This is a genomic window from Nonomuraea sp. NPDC004580 (genome assembly GCF_040609855.1).
Lineage (GTDB): Bacteria > Actinomycetota > Actinomycetes > Streptosporangiales > Streptosporangiaceae > Nonomuraea > Nonomuraea salmonea.
The window spans coordinates 66,653-88,566 of sequence record NZ_JBEXLH010000006.1; the positions used below are offsets into that span (position 1 = coordinate 66,653).

A 21,914-nucleotide genomic window follows, 5' to 3' on the forward strand; every position below is an offset into this window, starting at 1 on the left:
CTGGCCCCGGCCCGCAGTCCTACCGCAACGTCCCGTTGGTCATGCCGGCCGGCTCCTCGGGAACGGTGACGAGCCCCAGCTCGGCCGGGGTGACGAGCAGCGGGTGGTGCGGGACGACGCGCACGGTGTAGCCGAACGCGCCGGTGCGGTCGAGCGGCACCTTCCCGGTGTAGTGGGCGCGCCGGTCGTCGTCCACCGACTGCACCGACAGCGTCGCGTACGCCGGGCGCACCAGCTCGTCGTGCGGCCCGACCTTCCCGTACGCGGCCTGCACCTGGACGTCCTCGGGCGCGAGGTCACCGAGCGCGATCGTGGCGTGCAGCTCGATCGCGGCCCCGACCTCCGGCGTGTCCCCCACGCCGGTCGCCTCGACGTGCTCGACCCGCACTCCCGGCCAGGCCCTGGTCACCCGCACCCGCCAGGCGGCGAACGCCTTGGCCGGGGCGTAGAAGTCGGCCGACAGCGCGCGGGCCGAGGCCGCGGCCGGGTTGTAGAGGGTCAGCACGTAGTCGCGGAGCATGCGCCCGGCGAGCACCTTCGGCCCGAGCGAGGCCAGGGTGTGCTTGACCATCTCGATCCAGCGCCGCGGCAGGCCGTCGAACGCCCGGTCGTAGAAGCGGTCGGACACCTCATGCTCGATCAGATCATAGAGGGCGGCGGCCTCCAGCTCGTCGCGCCGGTCGGAATTGCTCACGCCGTCGGCGGTCGGGATGGCCCAGCCGTTGGTGCCGTCGTACCACTCGTCCCACCAGCCGTCGCGGATGGACAGGTTGAGTCCGCCGTTGAGCGCGGACTTCATGCCCGACGTGCCGGACGCCTCCAGCGGGCGCAGCGGGTTGTTCAGCCAGACGTCGCAGCCCTGCACCATGAGCTGGCCGAGCGCCATGTCGTAGTCGGGCAGGAACACGATCCGGTGGCGGACCTGCTGCTGGTCGGCGAACTTGACGATCTGCTGGATGAGCTTCTTCCCGCCCTCGTCGGCCGGGTGCGCCTTGCCGGCGATCACGATCTGCACCGGCTTTTCGGGGTCGAGCAGCAGCTCGGTGAGCCGCTCGGGGTCGCGCAGCATGAGCGTGAGCCGCTTGTACGACGGCACCCGCCGCGCGAACCCGATGGTCAGCACGTCGGGGTCGAGCGCGTCGTCGATCCAGCCCAGCTCGGCGTCGGAGGCCCCGCGCTCCCGCCACGACCGGCGCAGGCGCACGCGGGCCCCTTCGACCAGCCGCTTGCGCAGCGTGCCGCGGATGTGCCAGATGTCGGCGTCGGAGATCTTCTGGATGCCCTCCCAGCCGCGGGCCCGCTCCAGCAGCGTGGGCAGCTCGCGTCCGGCCAGCTCCATGAACTCGCGGCCGACCCAGGTGGGCGCGTGGACGCCGTTGGTGATCGACCCGATCGGCACCTCGTCCAGGTCAAATCCGGGCCAGAGATCCTTGAACATCTCCCGGCTGACTTCTCCGTGCAATTGGGACACCCCGTTGACCCTTTGGGCCAGCCGCATGCCCATCACGGCCATGTTGAACCGGCTCGGGTCGGACTCGGCGCCCAGCGCGAGAATGCGCTCGACCGGCACGGTCGGCCAGGAGTTGGGCCCGCCGAAGTGGCGCTCGATCATGTCGCGCGGGAAGCGGTCGATGCCGGCGGGCACGGGCGTGTGGGTGGTGAACACGGTGCCGGCGCGCACGGCCTCCAGCGCCTCGTCGAACGACATGCGGGCCTCGGTCAGCTCGCGGATGCGCTCAAGGCCGAGGAAGCCGGCGTGGCCCTCGTTGGTGTGGAAGACCTCGGGGTCGGCGTGCCCGGTGATGCGGCAGTAGGCCCTGATCGCGCGTACGCCGCCCACGCCGAGCAGCAGCTCCTGCATGAGCCTGTGGTCGGTGCCGCCGCCGTAGAGGCGGTCGGTGACGTCTCTGGCCGCGTTGTCGTTCTCGGCCACGTCGGAGTCGAGCAGCAGCAGCGGCACCCGGCCCACCTGCGCCACCCACACCTGGGCGTGCAGGACCCGCTCGTCGGGCAGCGACAGGCGGATCTTGACGGGCGTGCCGTCAGGCTCCTTGAGCAGGCTGAGCGGCAGCCCGCCGGCGTCGAGCGACGGGTAGTGCTCAAGCTGCCAGCCCTCGGGCGACAGGGACTGCGTGAAGTAGCCGTGGCGGTAGAGCAGGCCCACCGCGAGGATGGGCACGCCCAGGTCGCTGGCCGCCTTCAGGTGGTCACCCGCGAGGATGCCGAGGCCGCCGGAGTATTGCGGCAGCGCGCCGGCGATGCCGTACTCGGGCGAGAAGTAGGCGATGGCCCTGGCGCTGTCGGGCAGCGTCTGGTACCAGCGCGGAGAGGTCATGTACTCGCGCAGGTCGTCGGCTGCGTCGGCGAGGCGGCGCAGGAACCGGCGGTCGGCGGCCAGCTCGGTGAGCCGGGCCGGGGCGACGGCGCCGAGCAGGGCCACGGGGTCGTGGCCGACCTGTTCCCACAGCTCGGCGTCGACCTCCGCGAAGAGGTCCATCGTCTCCGGGTGCCATGACCAGCGGAGATTGTGGACGAGCTCGCCGAGGGCGGCCAGCTCCGCGGGCAGGACGGTGCGGACGGTAAACCGGCGGATAGCTCTCACGTTTCTGCACCCTACGGGCTAGGAGGGACCTCTGAGTCCTTCACCCTCATCAAGGCCGTTCAAACCCCTTCCGGGAACAAGCATGAAGAGCGACTATTGGGGCAACTTTCCAGGTTGTTGAGCCTTCCCGCACACAGTCCGGGGAGGTCTATCCGCTGCTGTCCACAATTTACATGCAAGGATCGTTCCTGCCAGGGAAGCCTCCGGCGGTACCGGGAGTACCGCCGCAAACCCTTGAATGCGATGATCGGACGAATTCCCATCACGGACATCTCCCCCGTCGTCGACTGCGGGCAGTGGCCCGCCAAGGCGGTCGCCGGCGAGACCTTCGAGGTCTCGGCGACCGTGTTCAGAGAGGGCCACGACGCCGTCGCGGCGGGCGTGGTGCTCACCGCGCCCGACGGACAGCGCGGGCGCCTGAGACCGATGCGCGAGCTGGCGCCCGGCACCGACCGCTGGGCCGTCGAGGTGTGCCTGCCCGCCGAAGGCGACTGGCTGTTCCGCGTGGAGGCGTGGAGCGACCCGATCTCGACCTGGCTGCACGACGCGGAGATCAAGATCCCGCGCGGCATGGACGTCGACCTGATGTGCGAGGAGGGCGCCCGGCTGTTCGAGCGGGCGGCCAAGGCCGTACGCCCGGCCGACTGCCCCAACGCCGAGAGCGCCAGGACCACCAGGCAGCACCAGAACGGGAACGGGAACGGCGACAGCGCGTGCGGCCACCGCGCCGCCCTGCTGTCGATCTCCGCCACGCTGCGTGACGAGAGCCTCGACCCGCGGGCCAGGCTGTCCATCGCCCAGCTCCCCGAGACGGCCGCGCTGCTGGAGGCGCATCCGTTCCGCGAGCTGGTGACCAGGTCGAAGTCGCACAAGGTGAGAGTGGACCGCCGCCGCGCGCTCTACGGCTCCTGGTACGAGTTCTTCCCCAGGTCAGAGGGGGCGGTGGCCAACGAGAACGGCGTCTCCAAGTCCGGCACGTTCCAGACGGCCGCCAAGCGGCTGCCCGCGATCGCCAAGATGGGCTTCGACGTCGTCTATCTGCCGCCCATCCATCCGATCGGCACCACGTTCCGCAAAGGGCGCAACAACACGCTGAGCCCCGAGCCCGACGAGCCTGGCTCGCCGTGGGCGATCGGCTCCGAGGACGGCGGCCACGACGCGATCCACCCCGACCTCGGCACGATCGAGGACTTCGAGGAGTTCGTGGAGCGGACGAGGGCCCTGGGCATGGAGGTGGCGCTGGACTTCGCGCTGCAGTGCTCGCCCGACCATCCGTGGGTCAAGGAGCACCCGGAGTGGTTCACGATCAGGGCCGACGGGTCGATCGCCTACGCCGAGAACCCGCCCAAGAAGTACCAGGACATCTACCCGATCAACTTCGACAAGGACCCCGAGGGGATCTACAACGAGGTCAAGCGGGTGCTGCGGCACTGGATGGACCACGGGGTGCGGATCTTCCGGGTGGACAACCCGCACACCAAGCCGGTGGCGTTCTGGGAGCGGCTGCTGGCCGACGTGCATCGCACCGATCCCGATGTGATCTTCCTCTCTGAGGCGTTCACGCGGCCGGCGATGATGCGTACGCTGGCGAAGACCGGTTTTCACCAGTCCTATACCTATTACACCTGGAAAAACAGTAAATGGGACGTTGAGAGCTACCTGACCGAGCTGGCCAAGGAGACCTCGGCCTACCTGCGTCCGAACCTGTTCGTCAACACTCCGGACATCCTGCACGAATACCTGCAGCACGGCGGCGTCCCCGCATTCAAGATCAGGGCGGTGCTGGCCGCGCTGGCGTCGCCGACCTGGGGCGTCTACTCCGGTTACGAACTCTTCGAGAACGTGCCGGTTCGGCCCGGGAGCGAGGAATACCTGGATAGCGAAAAATATCAGTACAAACCGCGCGATTGGGCTGCGGCCGAACGTGAAGGACGCACCCTCGCCCCCTTCATCACTCACCTGAATTTGTTCCGAAGAGCGCATCCCGCACTGCAAGAATTGCGTAATCTACGGTTCCACAGGGTCGACCAACCGGACATCGTTTGCTTCTCCAAACGGCTCCCGGGCGCCTATGACACGGCCACACGAAGGCACGGGCTGGGCGACGTCGTTCTGGCGGTCATCAACCTCGATCCACATCACACCCACGAGGCGACTGTAGAACTCGACCTGCCTGCACTCGGGCTCGACTGGAACGCCGAGTTCGTCGTCGACGACGAGTTGTCAGGCGAGTCGTACCGCTGGCGGCAGAGCAACTATGTACGCCTCGACCCCCACATCCAGCCTGCCCACATCCTCACCGTACGAGCCGCGCCACGGTAAGAAACTGAATTCAGCGGGGAGTCTTCGACGTGTGTGAAAGCGCCTCCCTCATGAGCCTCCTGCGAGGCGGCTCATGAGCTCCACACCCATTCCCAACACCTTTGACGAGGAGAAACCGCGCGATCCCCATTGGTACAAGCGCGCGGTCTTCTACGAGGTCCTGATCCGGGGTTTCTCCGACTCCAACGGCGACGGGACCGGCGACATCAGGGGCCTCATCAGCAAGCTCGACTACCTGCAATGGCTGGGCGTCGACTGCCTCTGGCTGCTGCCGCTCTACGACTCGCCGCTGCGCGACGGCGGTTACGACATCTCGGACTTCATGAAGATCCTGCCCGAGTTCGGCGATCTCGGGGACTTCGTACGACTGGTCGATGAGGCGCACAAACGCGGCATGCGGGTCATCGCCGACCTGGTCATGAACCACACCAGCGACGCCCATCCCTGGTTCCAGGCGTCCCGGCACGACCCCGAGGGGCCGTACGGGGACTTCTACGTCTGGTCCGACACGGATGAGAAGTACCAGGACGCCCGGATCATCTTCATCGACACCGAGACGTCGAACTGGACGTACGACCCCGTACGCGGCCAGTACTACTGGCACCGGTTCTTCCACCACCAGCCCGACCTCAACTACGACAACCCGGACGTGCAGGAGGCGATGCTGGAGGTCCTGCGGTTCTGGCTGGACCTGGGCATCGACGGGTTCCGGCTGGACGCGGTGCCGTACCTCTTCGAGGAGGAGGGCACCAACTGCGAGAACCTGCCGAAGACCCACCAGTACCTCAAGCAGGTGCGGGCCGAGGTGGACCGCCTCTACCCCGACCGGGTGCTGCTCGCCGAGGCCAACCAGTGGCCGTCGGACGTGGTGGAGTACTTCGGCGACCCGGTCGGCGGCGGGGACGAATGCCACATGGCCTTCCATTTCCCGCTGATGCCCCGGATCTTCATGGCCGTCCGCAGGGAATCGCGCTTCCCCATTTCCGAAATTTTGGCCCAAACTCCGAAAATTCCGGAAAACTGCCAATGGGGGATCTTCCTCCGTAACCACGACGAGCTCACCCTCGAAATGGTCACGGACGAAGAACGCGACTACATGTACACCGAGTACGCCAAAGACCCCCGCATGCGGGCGAACGTCGGCATCCGCCGCCGCCTGGCCCCTCTGCTGGAGAACGACCGCAACCAGATCGAGCTGTTCACCGCGCTGCTGCTGTCGCTGCCCGGCTCCCCCGTGCTCTACTACGGCGACGAGATCGGCATGGGCGACAACATCTGGCTCGGCGACCGCGACGGCGTGCGCACCCCCATGCAGTGGGACCCCGACCGCAACGCCGGCTTCTCCGACTGCGACCCCGGCCGGCTCTACCTGCCGGTCATCATGGACCCGATCTACGGCTACCAGGCCATCAACGTCGAGGCCCAGCAGAAGAACGCGGGCTCGCTGCTGCACTGGACCCGCCGCATGATCGAGATTCGCAAGCGCCACCCGGTCTTCGGGCTGGGCGGCTACGCCGAGCTCAACTCCTCCAACCCCAGCGTGCTCGCGTTCGTCCGGGAGCTGGGCGACGACCGGATGCTGTGCGTGAACAACCTGTCACGCTTCCCGCAGCCGGTGGAGCTCGACCTGCGCAGGTTCGTCGGCGTGTCGCCCGTGGAGACCATGGGCGGCGTTCCATTTCCGGCAATTGGCGAGCTTCCGTATCTTTTGACGCTTCCCGGGCATGGGTTCTATTGGTTCACACTCCCGCCGGCCATCACCCAGGAGGAGTAGGACGTGCTTGATGAGCTCCTTGCCGCATGGATCAGCCGTCAGCGTTGGTTCGGCGGCAAGGGGCGCCCGATCGACGACCTGTCGATCGACGCGGACGTCGAGCTCGCCGCCGGGCTGCGGCACCTCATCGTGGCCGTCTGGCAGGACGGCTCGCGCGACCGCTACCAGCTGCTGCTGGGCGAGCGTGACGACCTGCCGGATCGGCTCTCCCACGCCCTCATCGGCACCCAGGACGCCACCTACCTCTACGACGCGGTTTACGACAGCGACCTGATGCACGTGCTGCTCGAAGGCATGGCGGCCGACGGGACCCGCAACGGCCTGCGCATGCGGCACGTGCCTGGGCACACCGTGGACACCTCGCCGCGCAGCCTCGTGCTGGGGGCCGAGCAGTCCAACACCTCGCTGGTGTTCGGGGACGCGTACATCTGCAAGCTCTTCCGCCGGCTCATCCCCGGCGTCAACCCCGAGCTGGAGATCATCACCGCGCTCGCGGCCAGGAACGCGCCGCACATCGCGCAGCCGTACGGGTGGATCGAGGCCGACCTCGACGGCACGGACACCACGCTCGCGATCACGCAGGAGTTCCTCACCCCCGCCAACGACGGCTGGGACCTCGCCCTGGCCAGCGTGCGCGACCTGTACGCCTCACTGCCCGAGGTGCCGGCCGGCGAGGCGGGCGGCGACTTCGCGGCCGAGGCGCTGCGGCTGGGGGTCGCCACCGCGCGCGTCCACCACGAGCTGGCCGCCGCCTTCCCCACCAGCGTGGTCGAGATCCACGAGGTCAAGCGCATGGCCGAGGGGTTCAGGCGGCGGCTGGGCCGGGCCGTGGCCGAGGTGCCCGAGCTGCGGCAGCATGTGAGTGCCATTGAGGCCGCCTACCACCAGGTGGAACTGCTCACCACCGAGGTGTCCGTGCAACGGGTTCACGGAGACTTCCATCTCGGGCAGGTCATGCGAACCCCGACGGACTGGGTGATTCTTGACTTCGAGGGCGAACCAGGACAGCCGCTCGCCGAGCGCCGCGCCCTCTACTCGCCGCTGCGCGACGTGGCCGGCATGCTGCGCTCGTTCGACTACGCGGCCCGGCACCTGCTGCTCGGCCACTCCGAGGCCGAGCAGCTGGAGCCCCGGGCGCAGGAGTGGGCCGACCGCAACCGCGCCGCCTTTCTCGATGGCTACACCGAGGGCGGCGGCGTCATCAACGCCGCCGACGCGGCGCTGCTGCGGGCGTTCGAGCTGTCCAAGGCGGTGTACGAGGTCGTGTACGAGGCCCGCAACCGCCCCACCTGGATGCCGATCCCCCTGGCCGCCTTCCGCCCGCGCGCGGCGTGACCGCCGTCAGTCCGAGACCAGCTCCTCGACCAGCCCCGACAGGCCCTCGTGCGCCAGGCCGCGCGCCACGCGGCGCTCCAGGATCTCCTGCATCGGCAGCAGCAGGTCGGGCCGCACGCCCTGCTCGTGGAACGCGCGCACCAGGTTCGCCACGCCGGACCTGTTGATCTCCAGGTTGGAGACGTCGGTGCTGTGGTCGCCCGACTCCATCTTCTCCGCCTCCGCCGGCTGCTGGGCGGCCATCGCGTTCAGCCACGGGACCAGCAGGCCGGAGGTGAAGTCCCGCAGCGGGTAGCCCGCCGAGCGCACCAGGGCGGCGGCCTCCAGGAAGCCGGCGGTCTGGCCGTACATGCCGGTCAGCATCGCGAGGTCGAGCAGCGGCGCCATCCCGGGGTCCGCGCCCGTGTACTGGGGGCGGGCCATGGCAGACAGCGCCTGCTCGTAGCGGTCGTAGGCGGTCTTGGAGCCGCTGTAGAGGATGAGGGCACCCGGCGTGGCGATCATCTGGGGCACGGCCATGATGCCGCCGGCCAGGTAATCGCCGCCGCGCTCGGTCACCAGGGCCGCCACCTCGCGGGCCTCGGCGGGGCGGCTGGTGGTGAGGTTCGCGATGACCCGGCCCTCCAGCTCGGCGCCCTCCAGCGTGGCCGTCACGGACCGGCTGTCGAGCAGGCAGGCGATGACGAGCGGGCCGGCCGCCACCGCCTCCGCCGGGGTCGCCGCCTGCTTCGCGCCCTCGGCGACGAGGGGGCCGGCCTTGGCGGGCGTACGGTTCCAGACCGTGACCTGGTGGCCGGCGGCGAGCAGGCTCTTGGCGAGCGCGGTGCCCATGAGGCCGAGGCCCAGAACGGAGATATTTTCCGACATTTCGGTGTTCCTTCTGAATGAGGATGGTGCGTCGGGATCCAGGCTGCTGGTGGGCGGTTATGGTCGGGTTCTGAGTTGGTTATGGGGGTTCTTCGGATGCGGTTCGGGGTGCTGGGGCCGCTCGCGGTCTGGTCGGCGGACGGGCGTGCGGTGCGGGTGCCCGAGGTCAAGGTCCGCGCGCTGCTGGCCAGGCTGCTGGTCGACCCCGGGCGTACCGTCTCCGCCGACCGGCTCGTCGAGGACCTCTGGGACGGGCGGCCGCCCGCCGACGCGGCCGCCGCGCTGCGGGTCAAGGTGTCGCAGCTGCGCCGGGCACTGGGTGAGCGGGAGCTGGTCGCGTACCGGCCGCCCGGGTACGCGCTGCGCGTCGAGCCCGCGTCCGTGGACGCCGCCCTGTTCGAGTCGCTGCTGCGGCGCGCCCGGCACACCGCCGCCCTGGACGAACGCGCCGCCCTGCTCCGCGAGGCGCTCGGGTTGTGGCGGGGCCCGGCCTACGCCGAGTTCGCCGATGCGCCCTTCGCCGTCGCCGCCGTGGCCAGGCTCGACGAGCAGCGGCTGGTGGCGTACGAGGAGCTGGCCGAGACCCGTCTCGGGCTGGGCGAGCACGCGCTGGTCGCCGCCGATCTCCCCGACCTCATCACCGCCCATCCGCTGCGGGAACGCCTGCGCGCCGCCCACATGCGCGCCCTCTACGGCGCCGGCCGCCCCACCGAGGCCCTGGAGGCCTACCAGGACCTCCGCCGCCGGCTCAAGGACGAGCTGGGCCTGGAACCCGGCCCCGACCTGGCGGCCCTCCACCAAGCCGTCCTCCGCCAGGACCCGGCCCTCACGAACGCGCCCACCCGAGGTTCGACCGCCGTGCGACCGGGCGCGCCGCCACCCGAGGCGCGGCCCGGTACGAACCTCCCCGCTCCCCTGACTCCCCTGGTCGGGCGGGATACGGCGGTGTCCGAGGTGCGCGCTCTCCTCCGCGATCACCGGCTCGTCACCCTCACCGGCCCCGGAGGCGTCGGCAAGACCCGTCTCGCCCTGGCCGCCGCCGCTCAGCACGAGACGCCCTTCGACGGCGCCTGGCTCGTCGAACTGGCCGCGCTCCGGCCTGAGGCGCGGGTGGTCGAGGTCGCGGAGGCCATCGCCGCCGTGCTCGGCCTACGCGACGACACCCCAGACACCCTCCAGAACCACCCGCCCGGGCCCCGCGACGGCGTCCCGGGCTCGCTTCAGGACCGTCTGCCCGCCGCCCTGGCCGGCCGGGCCACGCTGCTGGTGCTGGACAACTGCGAGCATGTGATCGAGCAGGTCGCCGAGCTGACCGCCCGGCTCCTGCGGGCCGCGCCCCGCCTGCGGGTGCTGGCCACCGGTCAGGAGCCGCTGCGCATCGAGGGCGAGGCCATCTACGCCGTGCCCCCGCTGGACCTGGACGCGGCGGTCACCCTCTTCACCGCCCGCGCCTCGGTCGCTCCCGATCCCGACGTGGCGGAGATCTGTGCGCGGCTGGACGGGATCCCGCTCGCGCTGGAGCTGGCCGCCACGCGGATGCGGACGCTGACGCCGAGGCAGCTCGTGGAGCGGCTCGACGACCGGTTCAGGGTGCTCGCCTCCGGGATGCGCGACGCGCCGGCCAGGCAGCGCACGCTGCGGGCGATGATCGACTGGAGCTGGGAGCTGCTGACGGACGCCGAGCGGATGGTGCTGCGCCGCCTGGCCGTGCACGCCGACGGCTGCACGCTGGAGGCGGCCGAGGACGTCTGCGCCGAACCCGGCCTCGACGTGCTCGACCTCCTGGCCCGCCTGGTGGACCGCTCGCTCGTGGTCAGATCGGCGCCTCACGAGGCGCGGTACCGGCTGCTGGAGTCGGTGGCGGCGTATTGCGTGGAGCGGCTGGAGGCGGCCGGAGAGCTGGAAGGGGTGCGGCTGCGGCACGTACGCCACTACGCCGGCCTGGCCGAACGACTGGAGCCGCACCTGCGCGGCCACGGCCAGCGGGAGGCGCTCGCCCGCCTCGACGCCGAGGGCGCAAACCTGCGGGCGGCGCTGGAGACGGCGGTCAGGACGCGGGCGGCGGCCGAGGCGCTGCGCCTGGTCAACTCCCTGGCCTGGTACTGGGTGCTGCGCGGAAGGCTCGGCGAAGCCAGGCGCGCCCTGGAGTCCGCCCTGTCTCTGGTCCTGTCCCCGGCCCTGTCCCCGGCCCTGTCCCCCGCCCTGTCCCTGGGCACGGACGGCTCCGGCGCGGCGGAGGCCGAAGCGTGGCTGGCGGGGGTGACGCTGCTGGCGGGAAGGCTCGTGCCGGTGGATCGCCTGCGGTTCGAGGAGATCGCCGATCGGGGGCGGCGGGCGCGGGTGCGGTGGTTCGTCGGGTACGCCCTGTACGGGTACGACGATCTGTCGGCGAGCGTGGGCCTCATGCGGGCGGCGCTGGCGGAGTTCGGCGAGCTGGGCGACGAGTGGGGTACCGCTGCCGCGTTGACGGTGCTCGGGCGGCACGCCGGCCTGCTCGGCGAGCTCGGCACCGCACGCGATCACGCCGAGCGCGGGCTGGCGATGTTCAGGGTGGCCGGGGACCGGTGGGGTGAGCTGCGGGCGGCGGAGAACCTGGGGACGCTGGCCGAGATCGCCGGCGACTACGAGCGGGCGGCGGCGCTGCGTACCGAGGTGCTGGGGCTGGCGGAGGAGCTGGGCCTGTGGAGCACGGTGCCGGACGCGTTGTCCAGGCTGGGCCGGGTCGCGCTGCTGACCGGCGACCACGCGCGGGCGGACGACTACCACGAGCGGGCCAGGCGGCTGGCGGTGGCGCAGTCGAACCGGCCCGCCGAGGAGTTCGCCGAGCTGGGGCTGGCGTTGAGCGCGCGCAGGCAGGGCCGGCTGGACGAGGCAGAGCGGCGGTTGCGTGCGTGGCTGGCCTGGGTCGCGGACGTGGCGGGCGATCCGGGGGCGGCGCTGATCCTGGCCGAGCTGGGGTTCGTGGCCGAGCAACGCGGCGACCCGGCGGCCGCCCTCGACCTGCAGCTCCAGGGCCTGGCGATGGCCCGCAAGGTCGGCGACCCGCGGGCGACGGCGCTCGCCCTCGAAGGTCTGGCGGGCGCGCGGGCGCTCGGCGGCCGTCCTGAGGAGGCGGCGCGGCTGCTCGGCCGGGCCGCCGCGCTCAGGGAGTCGGTGGGCGCGCCGCTGCCGCCGGGCGAGCGGGGTGACGTGGACCGGATCACGACGGCCGTCCGTACGGCGCTGGGCCGGGAGGCGTTCGCGACCGCCCTGGCGGCAGGCGCCGCCCTCTCCCTGGAGGACACCGTTTAGCGTGCAACGCCGGAAAGCATCCCTAGTGCACCTTTTGTCTAAACCCAAGAACAACCCCTGTTTTTCGCACTTGCAGTGATTGTCAGGGTGAAAGCGGGCAGTGCCTGGGAGGAACGGTCATCATAGGGCAGTGTTGGGAGCATGCCGATGAGGACAGAGCTCGACCGCCTCGCGGGCGGCGCGCACCACGACCCGCACTCCGTGCTCGGAGCGCACCCCGTCAGCGGCGGGGTGGTGTTCCGTGCGCTGCGCCCGCTCGCCGAGCGGGTGCGCGTGGTGTTCGAGGACGGCTCTGCCCACGACATGAAACACCGGGCCCACGGTGTGTTCGAGGTCACCGTGCCGGGGCTGGACAAGGTGCCGGCGTACACGTTGAGCGTGAAGTATCAGGGCTGCGAGCCGATCGAGATGCTCGACCCCTACCGGCACTGGCCGACGCTCGGCGAGGTGGACCTGCACCTCATCGGCGAAGGACGGCATGAGCGGCTGTGGGAGGCGCTCGGCGCCCGCGTGATGGAGCACGAGGACGTCGAGGGCACCGCGTTCGCCGTCTGGGCGCCCAACGCGCGCGGCATCAGGGTGGTCGGCGACTTCAACCACTGGGACGGCACCGCCTACCCCATGCGCTCGCTCGGCCGTTCGGGGGTGTGGGAGCTGTTCGTGCCGGGGCTCGGGGCCGGGCAGCGGTACAAGTACCAGATCCTGGGCGCCGACGGCGTGTGGCGGGACAAGGCCGACCCGATGGCGCGGCGCACCGAGGTGCCGCCGATGACCGCCTCGGTGATCGACAAGTCCGACTACAGCTGGCAGGACGACGCCTGGATGGTCGAGCGGCGCGAGCAGCAGCCGCAGACCGGGCCGATGAGCATCTACGAGGTGCACCTGGGGTCGTGGCGGCCCGGCCTGTCGTACGTGGAGCTCGCCGACCAGCTCTCCGAGTACGCCGCCGACCTGGGCTTCACCCACGTGGAGCTGCTGCCGGTGGCCGAGCACCCGTTCGGCGGCTCGTGGGGCTACCAGGTGACCTCCTACTACGCGCCGACCGCCAGGTTCGGCACGCCCGACGAGTTCCGCCACTTCGTGGACCGCATGCACCAGCGCGGCATCGGCGTGCTGCTCGACTGGGTGCCCGCGCACTTCCCGATGGACGACTGGGCGCTGGCCCGCTTCGACGGCACCCCGCTGTACGAGCACGCCGACCCGGCCAGGGGCGAGCACCCCGACTGGGGCACGTACGTCTTCGACTTCGGCCGCAGGGAGGTGCGCAACTTCCTGGTGGCCAACGCGCTGTTCTGGCTGAAGGAGTTCCACATCGACGGCCTGCGGGTGGACGCGGTGGCCTCGATGCTCTACCTCGACTACTCGCGCCGCGAGGGCGAGTGGACGCCGAACGTCTACGGCGGCAGGGAGAACCTCGACGCGGTCGAGTTCCTCAAGGAGATGAACGCGGTCTGCTACCGCGAGGCGCCCGGCATCTCGACGGTGGCGGAGGAGTCGACGGCCTGGCCGGGGGTCTCGCGGCCGGTGCACCTGGGCGGGCTGGGCTTCGGCTTCAAGTGGAACATGGGCTGGATGCACGACACGCTCGAATACCTGCGCCACGAGCCGATCTTCCGCCAGTACCACCACCACAAGATGACGTTCTCGCTGCTGTACGCCTACTCCGAGAACTACGTGCTGCCCCTCTCCCACGACGAGGTCGTGCACGGCAAGGGCTCGCTGCTGGGGAAGATGCCCGGCGACGAGTGGCAGCGGTTCGCGCAGCTCCGGGCGCTGTTGGCGTTCATGTGGGCGCATCCGGGCAAGCAGCTGCTGTTCATGGGCGGCGAGTTCGGTCAGGGCTCGGAGTGGTCGGAGAGCCGCGGGCTCGACTGGTGGGTGCTGGAGTTCGACGGGCACCAGGGCGTGCAGCGGCTGGTCCGCGACCTCAACAGGATCTACCGCGAGACCCCCGCGCTGTGGGAGCAGGACTCCAGGCCGGAGGGGTTCCGGTGGATCGACGCCGACGACGCCTCGGGTAACACGTTCTCGTTCGTCCGCTATGCGAACGACGGGTCGGCGGTGGCGTGCGTGGTCAACTTCAGTGGCGGGCCGCACGAGAACTACCGGCTGGGGCTTCCGTACGCGGGGCAGTGGACGGAGACGGTCAACACCGACGCCTACGACTACTGGGGCAGCGGTGTGGGCAACATGGGGCTGGTCGAAGCCGGGGACGAGCCGTGGCACGGGCTGCCGTACTCGACGACGCTGCGGGTGCCGCCGCTCGGCGCGGTCTGGCTCACCCACCCGGGCAGCCGGCTGAACGATTGAGGGGCGGCTGCTGAAAGTTCGGTGAGAAAGCGGGGCGAGGGCCTGTGCCTGCCCGGAAAATCACCCTAAACTCCGAGATCATCCCCTCTCGGAGGACGCGTGCGATTCCGCCCCTTGTTCGTGACCTCGATCGCGCTGGCCCTGCTGCCGCTCGCGGGCCCGGCGTACGCCGATCCGACGCCGGCGCCCACCCCGGGCGTCACCCAGCCCGTCACCCCGCCGGTCACCCAGCCGGTCACCCAGCCGGTCACCCAGCCGGCCCCTGAGGAGACGCCTCCGCCGCCACAGGAGACGCCCAAGACCCCCGAGGAGAAGGTCGAGGAGGGCTTAGGCGTCGACGGCGGCACCGAGCGGGCCATCGTCGAGCTGACCGACCCGGCCCAGCACGCCCCCGTGGCCACGCGGGCCGCGGCCGAGAGCGTGGACGTGCTGCCGCAGCCGCAGGACCAGTCGTTCATGGTGGTCGAGGGCACCGCCGCGGAGCTGGCCAAGCTGGCCGCGGACCCGCGCGTCTCCTCCATCCACCGCGACCGCCTCTACAGCCCGGCCGAGGTCACCCCGAACCTCTCGCTGATCGGCGCCGACCAGGTTCACCAGGGCGGCAACACCGGCGCGAACCAGGCCGTGGCGGTCATCGACACCGGCATCGACGTGGACCACCCGTGGTTCCAGGGCCGGATCCTGGCGCAGGCGTGCTTCTCGGCGACCGAGGACGCGGGCGTCGAGTCGCTCTGCCCGAACAACCAGCCCGAGCAGGTCGGCGGCGACGCGGCCTCGGCGACCACGCCGAAGTGCCTGCTGGGCTCGGTGAACATGTGCGACCACGGCTCGCATGTCGCGGGCATCGCGGCCGGCACCGGCGGCGTCGCACCGGGCGCGGGTATCGTGGCGGTGCAGGTGTTCAGCCGGATCAACGACGAGGACCTGTGCGGCGAGGCGGCCTGCCTCATGGCGTACGAGTCGTCGCTGCGCCGGGCCCTCGAGTACGTGAGGGATCTGAACGTCGCCAAGCCCATCGCCGCGGTGAACCTGAGCCTGGGCGGCTGGCTGTACGACACGAACTGCGACACCGAGCCGGAGGGCGCCGTCTTCAAGGAGACGATCGACGCCCTGCTGGCCAAGAACATCGCGACCGTGGTGGCGGCGGGCAACGAGTACTACGAGGGCGTGGCGCACCCCGCCTGCGTCTCGACGGCGGTGGCGGTCGGCGCGAACGACAACGAGGACCGCATCGCCGACTTCTCGAACCGGGGCCCGCTGCTCGACCTGTTCGCGCCGGGCGTGGACATCACCTCGGCGGTGCCGGACGACGCGACGGCCGCCTACAGCGGCACCTCGATGTCCACCCCGCACGTGGCGGGCGCGCTGGCGCTGATGCGCGAGGCGAACCCCGCGGCGCCGATGACCGAGCTGATCGAGAAGCTGAAGACCACCGGCCGCCCGTACGTGTACGAGGCCGCCGGCGCCCAGGTCACCACGCCGCGCCTGGACCTGGCGGCGGCCATTGCGGGGGCCACCACGCAGCCGCCGGTCTCGCAGAGCCCGGCGCCCGAGCCGCCGCCCGGTGAGCTGGAGCCGAACCCGACCGACAGCAGCGGCCCCACGCCGCAGCCGGAGGAGCCGGGTGACCAGCCCTCGACGCCGCCCAGCCCCGTACCGCTGCCGACGGTGACGGTCACGGTGACCGTGACGCAGACGGCGGCGCCCGCGGCGCCGGCGGCGGCCGTGTGCACGCGGGGCACCGCGGCCGGAAACGGGGCCACGAAGCTCAGCGCCAAGAAATGGGCCGTGGAGCTGCACCGCAGCAGCGGCAAGCTGTCCGACGAGACGCTGACCTGCTATCTGAAGCTGGTCGCGAAGTCGAGCAAGGTGTTCCCCGAGCTGACCAAGGCGTCGTCGCTGGGCAAGGCGTACCGGGTGATCAGGGGGACGAGCAGCGGCAAGGCGAAGCTGGACGGCGCGCTGCTGACGGCCTGGCTGAACTGGGCGCACGGCACGAACGGCACCAAGGCGCTGACGGCGGCGGAAAAGGTGCGCCTGTCGAGCAAGCCGTCCGCGACGGCGCTGAAGAAAGCCACCACGAACATCCTCAAAACCGTCAAATAGCCACATGTAGCGAGAAGGCCGGTCGAATGTGGACCGGCCTTCTTCTCTTCTCCCGATTCCCCGTAAAGAACCCTCCATCGTTTCTCTGCCTCACATACGCCACTGACATCACAGTTGTCACAGGCGGGGAGGTAGCGGCTGTAATCAGCCGGGAGCCGGACGCGCTTCACGGCTCCAGCCTCCGGGAGGAACAAGTGAGGCTACGGTCTCTGCTGGCCGGCGCGGCGACGCTGGCCCTGACATCAGCCGTGCTCTACGCGGCCCCCGCATTCCACGCCGACGCCGCCGACACGGGCGATCCGATCATCAGCCCGGCGCTGGCCTCGGAGGTGCAGGCGAAGAGCCGGGTCCGCTCCATCATCCAGCTCAAACCAGGTCAGAGCGTGCAGGCGGTGGCCGCCGACCTGGAGCAGGCGTCCGACGGCAGCCGCATCGTCGAGGCGACGGGCTCACCGCACTTCTTCGTCGCCGAGGTGGACAGGCGCACGCTCGACAAGCTCAAGCAGGACAGTCGCGTGCACTCGGTCTACAAGGACGAGCTGAGCATGCCCTTTCTCGACGTCAGCACCGCCCTGATCCGCTCGAACCGGGCGAACGCGGCGGGCTGGAACGGCACCGGCACCACCATCGCCGTGCTCGACACCGGGATCGACCGGGACCACCCGTTCTTCACCGGGCGCATCGTGGACGAAGCCTGCTTCTCCTCCGCCAGCGCCGCCGACGGCACGGTCTCGCTCTGCCCCAACAACCAGCCCAGCCAGACCGGGCCTGGCGCGGCCGACGCCGAGACCGCGCAGTGCCTGGTCAACGGGCAGAACGCGTGCTCGCACGGCAGCCACGTGGCGGGCATCGCGGCGGGCAAGATGACCGAGGGCGCGCCCGCCAACGGCGTCGCCCCCGAGGCGCGGCTGCTGCCCATCCAGGTGTTCAGCCGCGTGGACAACGCCCTGACCTGCGCGCTGCGGGGCAGCACCGCGCCCTGCTTCCTCAGCTACACCTCCGACCAGAAGCTGGCGCTCGAGTACGTCTCGCGGGTGGTCAGGAGGCACAACGTCGCCGCGGTGAACATGAGCCTGGGCGGCGGGACGCCGTACTCGGAGGCGTGCGACAGCGACCCGACCGCCGCGGGCGTCAAGCCGGAGTTCGACGCGCTGGTGAACCTGGGCGTGGCGCCCGTGGTCGCGGCCGGCAACAGCGGGTTCGCCAACGCGGTGGCCTCGCCGGCCTGCATCTCCACGGCCATCGCCGTGGGGGCGACCGACGACGGTGACCGGCTGGCCTCGTTCACGAACAGGGGGCCGCTGCTGGACCTGTTCGCGCCGGGCGTGGCCATCAACTCGGCGGTGCCGGACGACGCGTACGGGGACAAGAGCGGCACCTCGATGGCCGCGCCGCACGTCGCGGGGGCGTTCGCGCTGCTGCGCCAGGCCAACCCGGACTTCACGGTCGCGCAGAGCCTGCAGCGCCTGCGGGACACCGGGACGGCGATCCAGTTCGACGCCTCGGGCACGCCGGTGGTCACCTCCAGGATCGACCTGGAACGCGCCACCACCACGGCCCAGGCCGGCATGGACCCCCGGCTCTGAGCGCGGAGCAGCCGCTACGAACGCTCCAGCGCTCCGGCGATGACCGGCCCTGTCACCTCGCCGCCGGGGGGCTGAGAACCGCCGGCGGCGCGGGAACGTACGATGTGCACGTGCCCGGCTTCTTACGCTCCATCTGGAGCGAGCCCCGCCCGCCCGATCCCCCGTGCCGGGTGTGGCACGACTGGGTGCTGGTGGGCCTGCTCGTGCCGGCCATCGTGCTGGAGGGCCTGCTCAGGGACGACCTGCAGCACCGCCCGCTGTCCATGATCTTCGCTCTGGCGCTGCTGCCCACCCTGCTGGTGCGGCGCACGCATCCGCTGCTCGCCCTGGCCGTGCCCATCGTGCTGACGGGCCTGATCCAGCTCACCACCGGGGCCGACCTGTCGGAGCTGACGGCCTCGGCGTACGTGCTGCTCCTGCTCCACGCGCCCGCCCGCTGGGGCAGCGGGCGTGAGGCGCTGGCCGCGCTCGGGCTGATGGTGCTCGCGGTGCTCACCGCCGCCGTCTCGGGGGTCATCGCGCCGGGCGACGTGCTCGGGGCGTTCAGCGCCGTGTTCGCGGTGTTCGCGCTGGGCGCGACCTTCCGCTTCCTCACCCGGGCCAGGATGCGCGAGCTCGACCAGGTCAAGCTGCTCGAACGCGAGCAACTCGCCCGCGACCTGCACGACACCGTGGCCCACCATGTCTCGGCGATGGCCATCAGGGCGCAGGCGGGCATCGCGACCGCCGCCACCGATCCGGGAGCGGCCGTGGACGCGCTGCGGGTGATCGAGGCCGAGGCGTCGCGCACGCTCGCCGAGATGCGCGCCATGGTGCGGGTGCTGCGCAGGGACCAGGTCGCCGAGCGGACGCCCAACGCGCGCCTCGCCGACCTCGAACAGCTCGCGGGACGGCCGTCCGGCACCGGGCCCGTCGTGGTGCTGGAGATCGACGGCGACCTCGGCGGCGTGCCGCCGTCGGTGGGCGCGGCGGTCTACCGGATCGCCCAGGAGTCCGTCACGAACGCCCGCCGCCACGCCAGGCACGCCACCAGGATCGACGTGCGGGTGACGGTGGACGACACGTCGGTGCGGGTGAAGGTGAGCGACGACGGCGACAGCACCGCCGGCCGTCCCGTGATCTCGTCCGGGTACGGGCTGCTCGGCATGGCGGAGCGCGCCGACCTGCTGGGCGGCACCTGCGAGGCGGGACCCAACCCGGGCCGCGGCTGGACGGTCAGCGCCGTGCTGCCGCGCTCCGGACCTCAGGCGGAGCTCGGCAGGCGACCGGCCGCGAGCCGGACGGAGCGGTGGGCGGGAGGACAGGCGTGAGCGAGCCCATTCGGGTGATCGTCGCGGACGACCAGGAGATCGCGCGTACGGGGCTGCGGATGATCCTCGACGCGCAGCCCGGCATCGAGGTGATCGCCGAGGCCGGTGACGGCGCGCGGGCGGTCGAGCTGGCCAGGCGGCTGCGGCCGGAGGTGTGCCTGTTCGACATCCGCATGCCGAGCTGCGACGGCATCGAGGCGACCGCGCGGCTGGCCGGGCCCGACGTGGCCGACCCGCTCGCGGTGGTCGTCATCACGACGTTCGACCTGGACGAGTACGTCTACGCGGCGCTCAGGGCCGGCGCCCGCGGATTCCTGCTCAAGGACGCCGGGCCCGACCTGCTGGCCCAGGCCGTACGCGCGGCCGCGGCCGGCGACGCGCTCATCGCCCCGAACGTCACGGCGAGGCTGCTGTCCACGTTCGCCGGCACGGGGCCCGCCCAGCCGCTCGCGCAGCCGGTCGAGCCGCTGACCGAGCGGGAGGAGGAGATCCTGCTCACCGTGGCACGCGGGCGGACGAACAGCGAGATCGCCGACGAGCTGCACATCTCACTCAGCACGGTCAAGAGTCACGTCGCCAGCCTGATGACCAAGCTCGGGGTCCGCAACCGGGTGGAGATCGCCATGTGGGCGTACGAGACCCGCCGGGTGCGGCGCTGACCTGCGGATCCCCCATTCGGCGACGGCCAGGTTGATCACCCAGCCGGCGGCCTGGAGCAGGGCGCGGGCGAAGGCGTCCGGCGGTCCCGCCGCCGCCTCCCAGATCCCCAGGGTGAACGCCTGGGTGCCGGCGCCGAGGCCGATCGCGTAAGCGCGGGTCATCCAGGCCCGGTGCCGGCGGACGTCCCGGCGCCGGATGGCGGCGAAGCCGCGGACGAGCGCGACCGCCATGAGCGTCCCGAACACCAGCCGGAACGCGGTGAGCAGGCCCGCGTCGCGCGGCGGGAGCGGCGCGAACAGCGTCATCCACACCGCCGACAGCGCCGACACGAGCCCCGCCACGACCAGCACCCGCCCGGCCGCCCGATGCCACCCGCGCCTGCGCCGCCGGAACCCCGGCGCGAACTGGACGGCGCCGAGCACGGTGTAGAGCGGCGACGCCGTGACGTGCAGCGCCAGCGGCACCCCATGCGCCGCCTCCCCCGGCAGGTCGCCCACCCGCAGCACCCCGGCCACCACGGGCACGAGCCCCAACGCGATCAGCCCGGCGGGCACCGCCCATCCACCTGGAGTTCTCATGCTGCGATGGTGACCGCGCGGACCGCACCGGGGCATCGGTCCCGGGGTCCGTTCCCTGGGGCCGTTCGGCGGGCTCGCACATCGTACTTTCGGCCGCCGGACGATCCCGCTTACGGCCGTTACGCCGCCCCTGGTCCCGCGCTCACACTGAGGCCGTCAGCGCAGCGAACCAGCAGAAGGAGATGCGCGATGAAGGCCTGGGTCCTCCGCCGGTACGGCTCCCCCGACGTGCTCGACCTCACCGACCTCGACCGCCCGGCCCCCGGCCCGGGCGAGGTCCTGGTCCAGGTCAAGGCCGCGTCCGTCCAGCCCTGGGACTGGCACCTGATGCGCGGCGAGCCGCTGATGGCCCGCCTGGTGGGTCCGCTCGGCCTGCGCCGGCCGCATCTCGGCGTCCTGGGCGCGGACGTCTCCGGCGTCGTGGTCGCGGCCGGCGAGGGGGTGACGGAGTTCGCGCCGGGCGACGAGGTGTGGTCGATGCCCGAGGGCGGCGGGTTCGCCGAGTACGTCACCATCCCCGCGGACAAGGTCGCGCGCAAGCCGCACCACCTGTCGTTCGCGGAGGCGGCGGCCGTGCCGCTGGCCGCCATGACGGCGCTGCTCGCGATCCGCGACCACGCCAAGGTCAGGCCGGGGCACCGGATGCTGGTGAACGGCGCGTCCGGCGGGGTGGGCACGTTCGCGGTGCAGCTCGCCAAGGCGTACGGGGCACACGTCACGGCCGTGTGCGGCGGCAGGAACGCGGACCTGATGCGCACGCTCGGCGCGGACGAGGTGATCGACTACGCCAAGGAGGACTTCACCAGGGGCGGCCGGCCGTACGACTCCCTGCTCTACATCGCGGGCAACAGGAAGTTCCGCGAGTGCCGGCGGGTGCTGCGGCCCAAGGGCGTGTGCGTGCTCATCGGCGGCTCCCCGGGGCGGTGGGTGCAGCCGATGGGGCAGCTCATCGGGACGGCCGCGGCGTCCACTTTCGTCTCGCAGCGGGCCGTCGTGGCGAACGTCGTCGGCTGCCCCGAGATCCGCCGCAACCTGGACGAGCTGGCCGGGCTCATGGAGGACGGCAAGGTGCGGTCGGTGATCGACAGCACCTATGCGTTCGGCGAGCTGCGGGCCGCGATGCGCTACCAGGAGGAGGGGCACGCGACCGGCAAGGTCGTCCTCACGGTGTGA

13 protein-coding genes are annotated in these 21,914 nt (G+C 71.2%); 10 read left to right on the forward strand and 3 right to left on the reverse strand.

The window, feature by feature from the left end; translation table 11 throughout:
- Nucleotides 1–19: 19 nt before the first annotated feature.
- Nucleotides 20–2,602 carry an alpha-glucan family phosphorylase gene (gene glgP, locus ABZW11_RS09755; RefSeq protein WP_355414565.1) on the reverse strand — a complete coding sequence of 861 codons (2,583 nt, stop codon included), beginning with the start codon at nt 2,600–2,602 and terminating at the stop codon, nt 20–22.
- Between the two features lie 243 nt (nt 2,603–2,845).
- Between glgP and ABZW11_RS09760 the strand changes: the two genes are divergently transcribed.
- The 3 genes from ABZW11_RS09760 to ABZW11_RS09770 all read left to right on the forward strand — a co-directional run bounded on the left by ABZW11_RS09760 (nt 2,846) and on the right by ABZW11_RS09770 (nt 8,033).
- Nucleotides 2,846–4,924 (forward strand): alpha-1,4-glucan--maltose-1-phosphate maltosyltransferase, encoded by a 2,079-nt coding sequence (locus tag ABZW11_RS09760; protein ID WP_355414567.1) that lies wholly within the window; start codon nt 2,846–2,848, stop codon nt 4,922–4,924.
- 73 nt (nt 4,925–4,997) lie between these two features.
- Complete coding sequence (gene treS, locus ABZW11_RS09765) at nt 4,998–6,698, forward strand: maltose alpha-D-glucosyltransferase (RefSeq protein ID WP_355414569.1); 1,701 nt, start codon at nt 4,998–5,000, stop codon at nt 6,696–6,698.
- A gap of 3 nt (nt 6,699–6,701) precedes the next feature.
- Nucleotides 6,702–8,033 carry an aminoglycoside phosphotransferase gene (locus ABZW11_RS09770; protein ID WP_355414571.1) on the forward strand — a complete coding sequence of 444 codons (1,332 nt, stop codon included), beginning with the start codon at nt 6,702–6,704 and terminating at the stop codon, nt 8,031–8,033.
- Between the two features lie 6 nt (nt 8,034–8,039).
- On the opposite strand, the gene ABZW11_RS09775 is transcribed toward ABZW11_RS09770, so the two are convergent.
- Entirely contained in the window at nt 8,040–8,900 is an 861-nt protein-coding gene (locus ABZW11_RS09775; RefSeq protein WP_355414573.1) for an NAD(P)-binding domain-containing protein, read from the reverse strand.
- Between the two features lie 96 nt (nt 8,901–8,996).
- Here ABZW11_RS09775 and ABZW11_RS09780 point away from each other — a divergent pair, with 96 nt between their 5' ends.
- The 6 genes from ABZW11_RS09780 (at nt 8,997) to ABZW11_RS09805 (ending at nt 20,162) form a co-directional block, all read left to right on the forward strand.
- Nucleotides 8,997–12,191, forward strand: a complete 3,195-nt coding sequence (locus ABZW11_RS09780) for a BTAD domain-containing putative transcriptional regulator (RefSeq protein WP_355414575.1) — start codon at nt 8,997–8,999, stop codon at nt 12,189–12,191.
- Nucleotides 12,192–12,338: 147 nt separating this feature from the next.
- Nucleotides 12,339–14,501, forward strand: coding sequence for a 1,4-alpha-glucan branching protein GlgB (glgB, locus tag ABZW11_RS09785; RefSeq protein WP_355414577.1), 2,163 nt, complete (start codon nt 12,339–12,341; stop codon nt 14,499–14,501).
- Between the two features lie 99 nt (nt 14,502–14,600).
- Entirely contained in the window at nt 14,601–16,607 is a 2,007-nt protein-coding gene (locus ABZW11_RS09790; RefSeq protein WP_355414579.1) for a S8 family serine peptidase, read from the forward strand.
- Nucleotides 16,608–16,801: 194 nt separating this feature from the next.
- Nucleotides 16,802–18,193, forward strand: a complete 1,392-nt coding sequence (locus ABZW11_RS09795) for a S8 family serine peptidase (RefSeq protein ID WP_355414581.1) — start codon at nt 16,802–16,804, stop codon at nt 18,191–18,193.
- A gap of 110 nt (nt 18,194–18,303) precedes the next feature.
- Nucleotides 18,304–19,503, forward strand: a complete 1,200-nt coding sequence (locus tag ABZW11_RS09800; RefSeq protein WP_355414583.1) for a histidine kinase — start codon at nt 18,304–18,306, stop codon at nt 19,501–19,503.
- The gene (locus ABZW11_RS09805; RefSeq protein ID WP_355414585.1) at nt 19,500–20,162 is read left to right on the forward strand and encodes a response regulator transcription factor; all 663 of its coding nucleotides are present in this window, start codon (nt 19,500–19,502) and stop codon (nt 20,160–20,162) included. Before ABZW11_RS09800 ends, ABZW11_RS09805 begins: the two co-directional genes overlap by 4 nt.
- Here the strand turns inward: ABZW11_RS09805 and ABZW11_RS09810 are convergent.
- Nucleotides 20,052–20,741 carry a DUF2306 domain-containing protein gene (locus tag ABZW11_RS09810; protein ID WP_355414587.1) on the reverse strand — a complete coding sequence of 230 codons (690 nt, stop codon included), beginning with the start codon at nt 20,739–20,741 and terminating at the stop codon, nt 20,052–20,054. The genes ABZW11_RS09805 and ABZW11_RS09810 overlap by 111 nt on opposite strands.
- A 189-nt stretch (nt 20,742–20,930) precedes the next feature.
- On the opposite strand from ABZW11_RS09810, the gene ABZW11_RS09815 reads away from it, so the two are divergent.
- A complete protein-coding gene (locus ABZW11_RS09815) occupies nt 20,931–21,914 on the forward strand; it encodes an NAD(P)-dependent alcohol dehydrogenase (RefSeq protein ID WP_355414589.1) in 984 nt (327 codons plus the stop codon).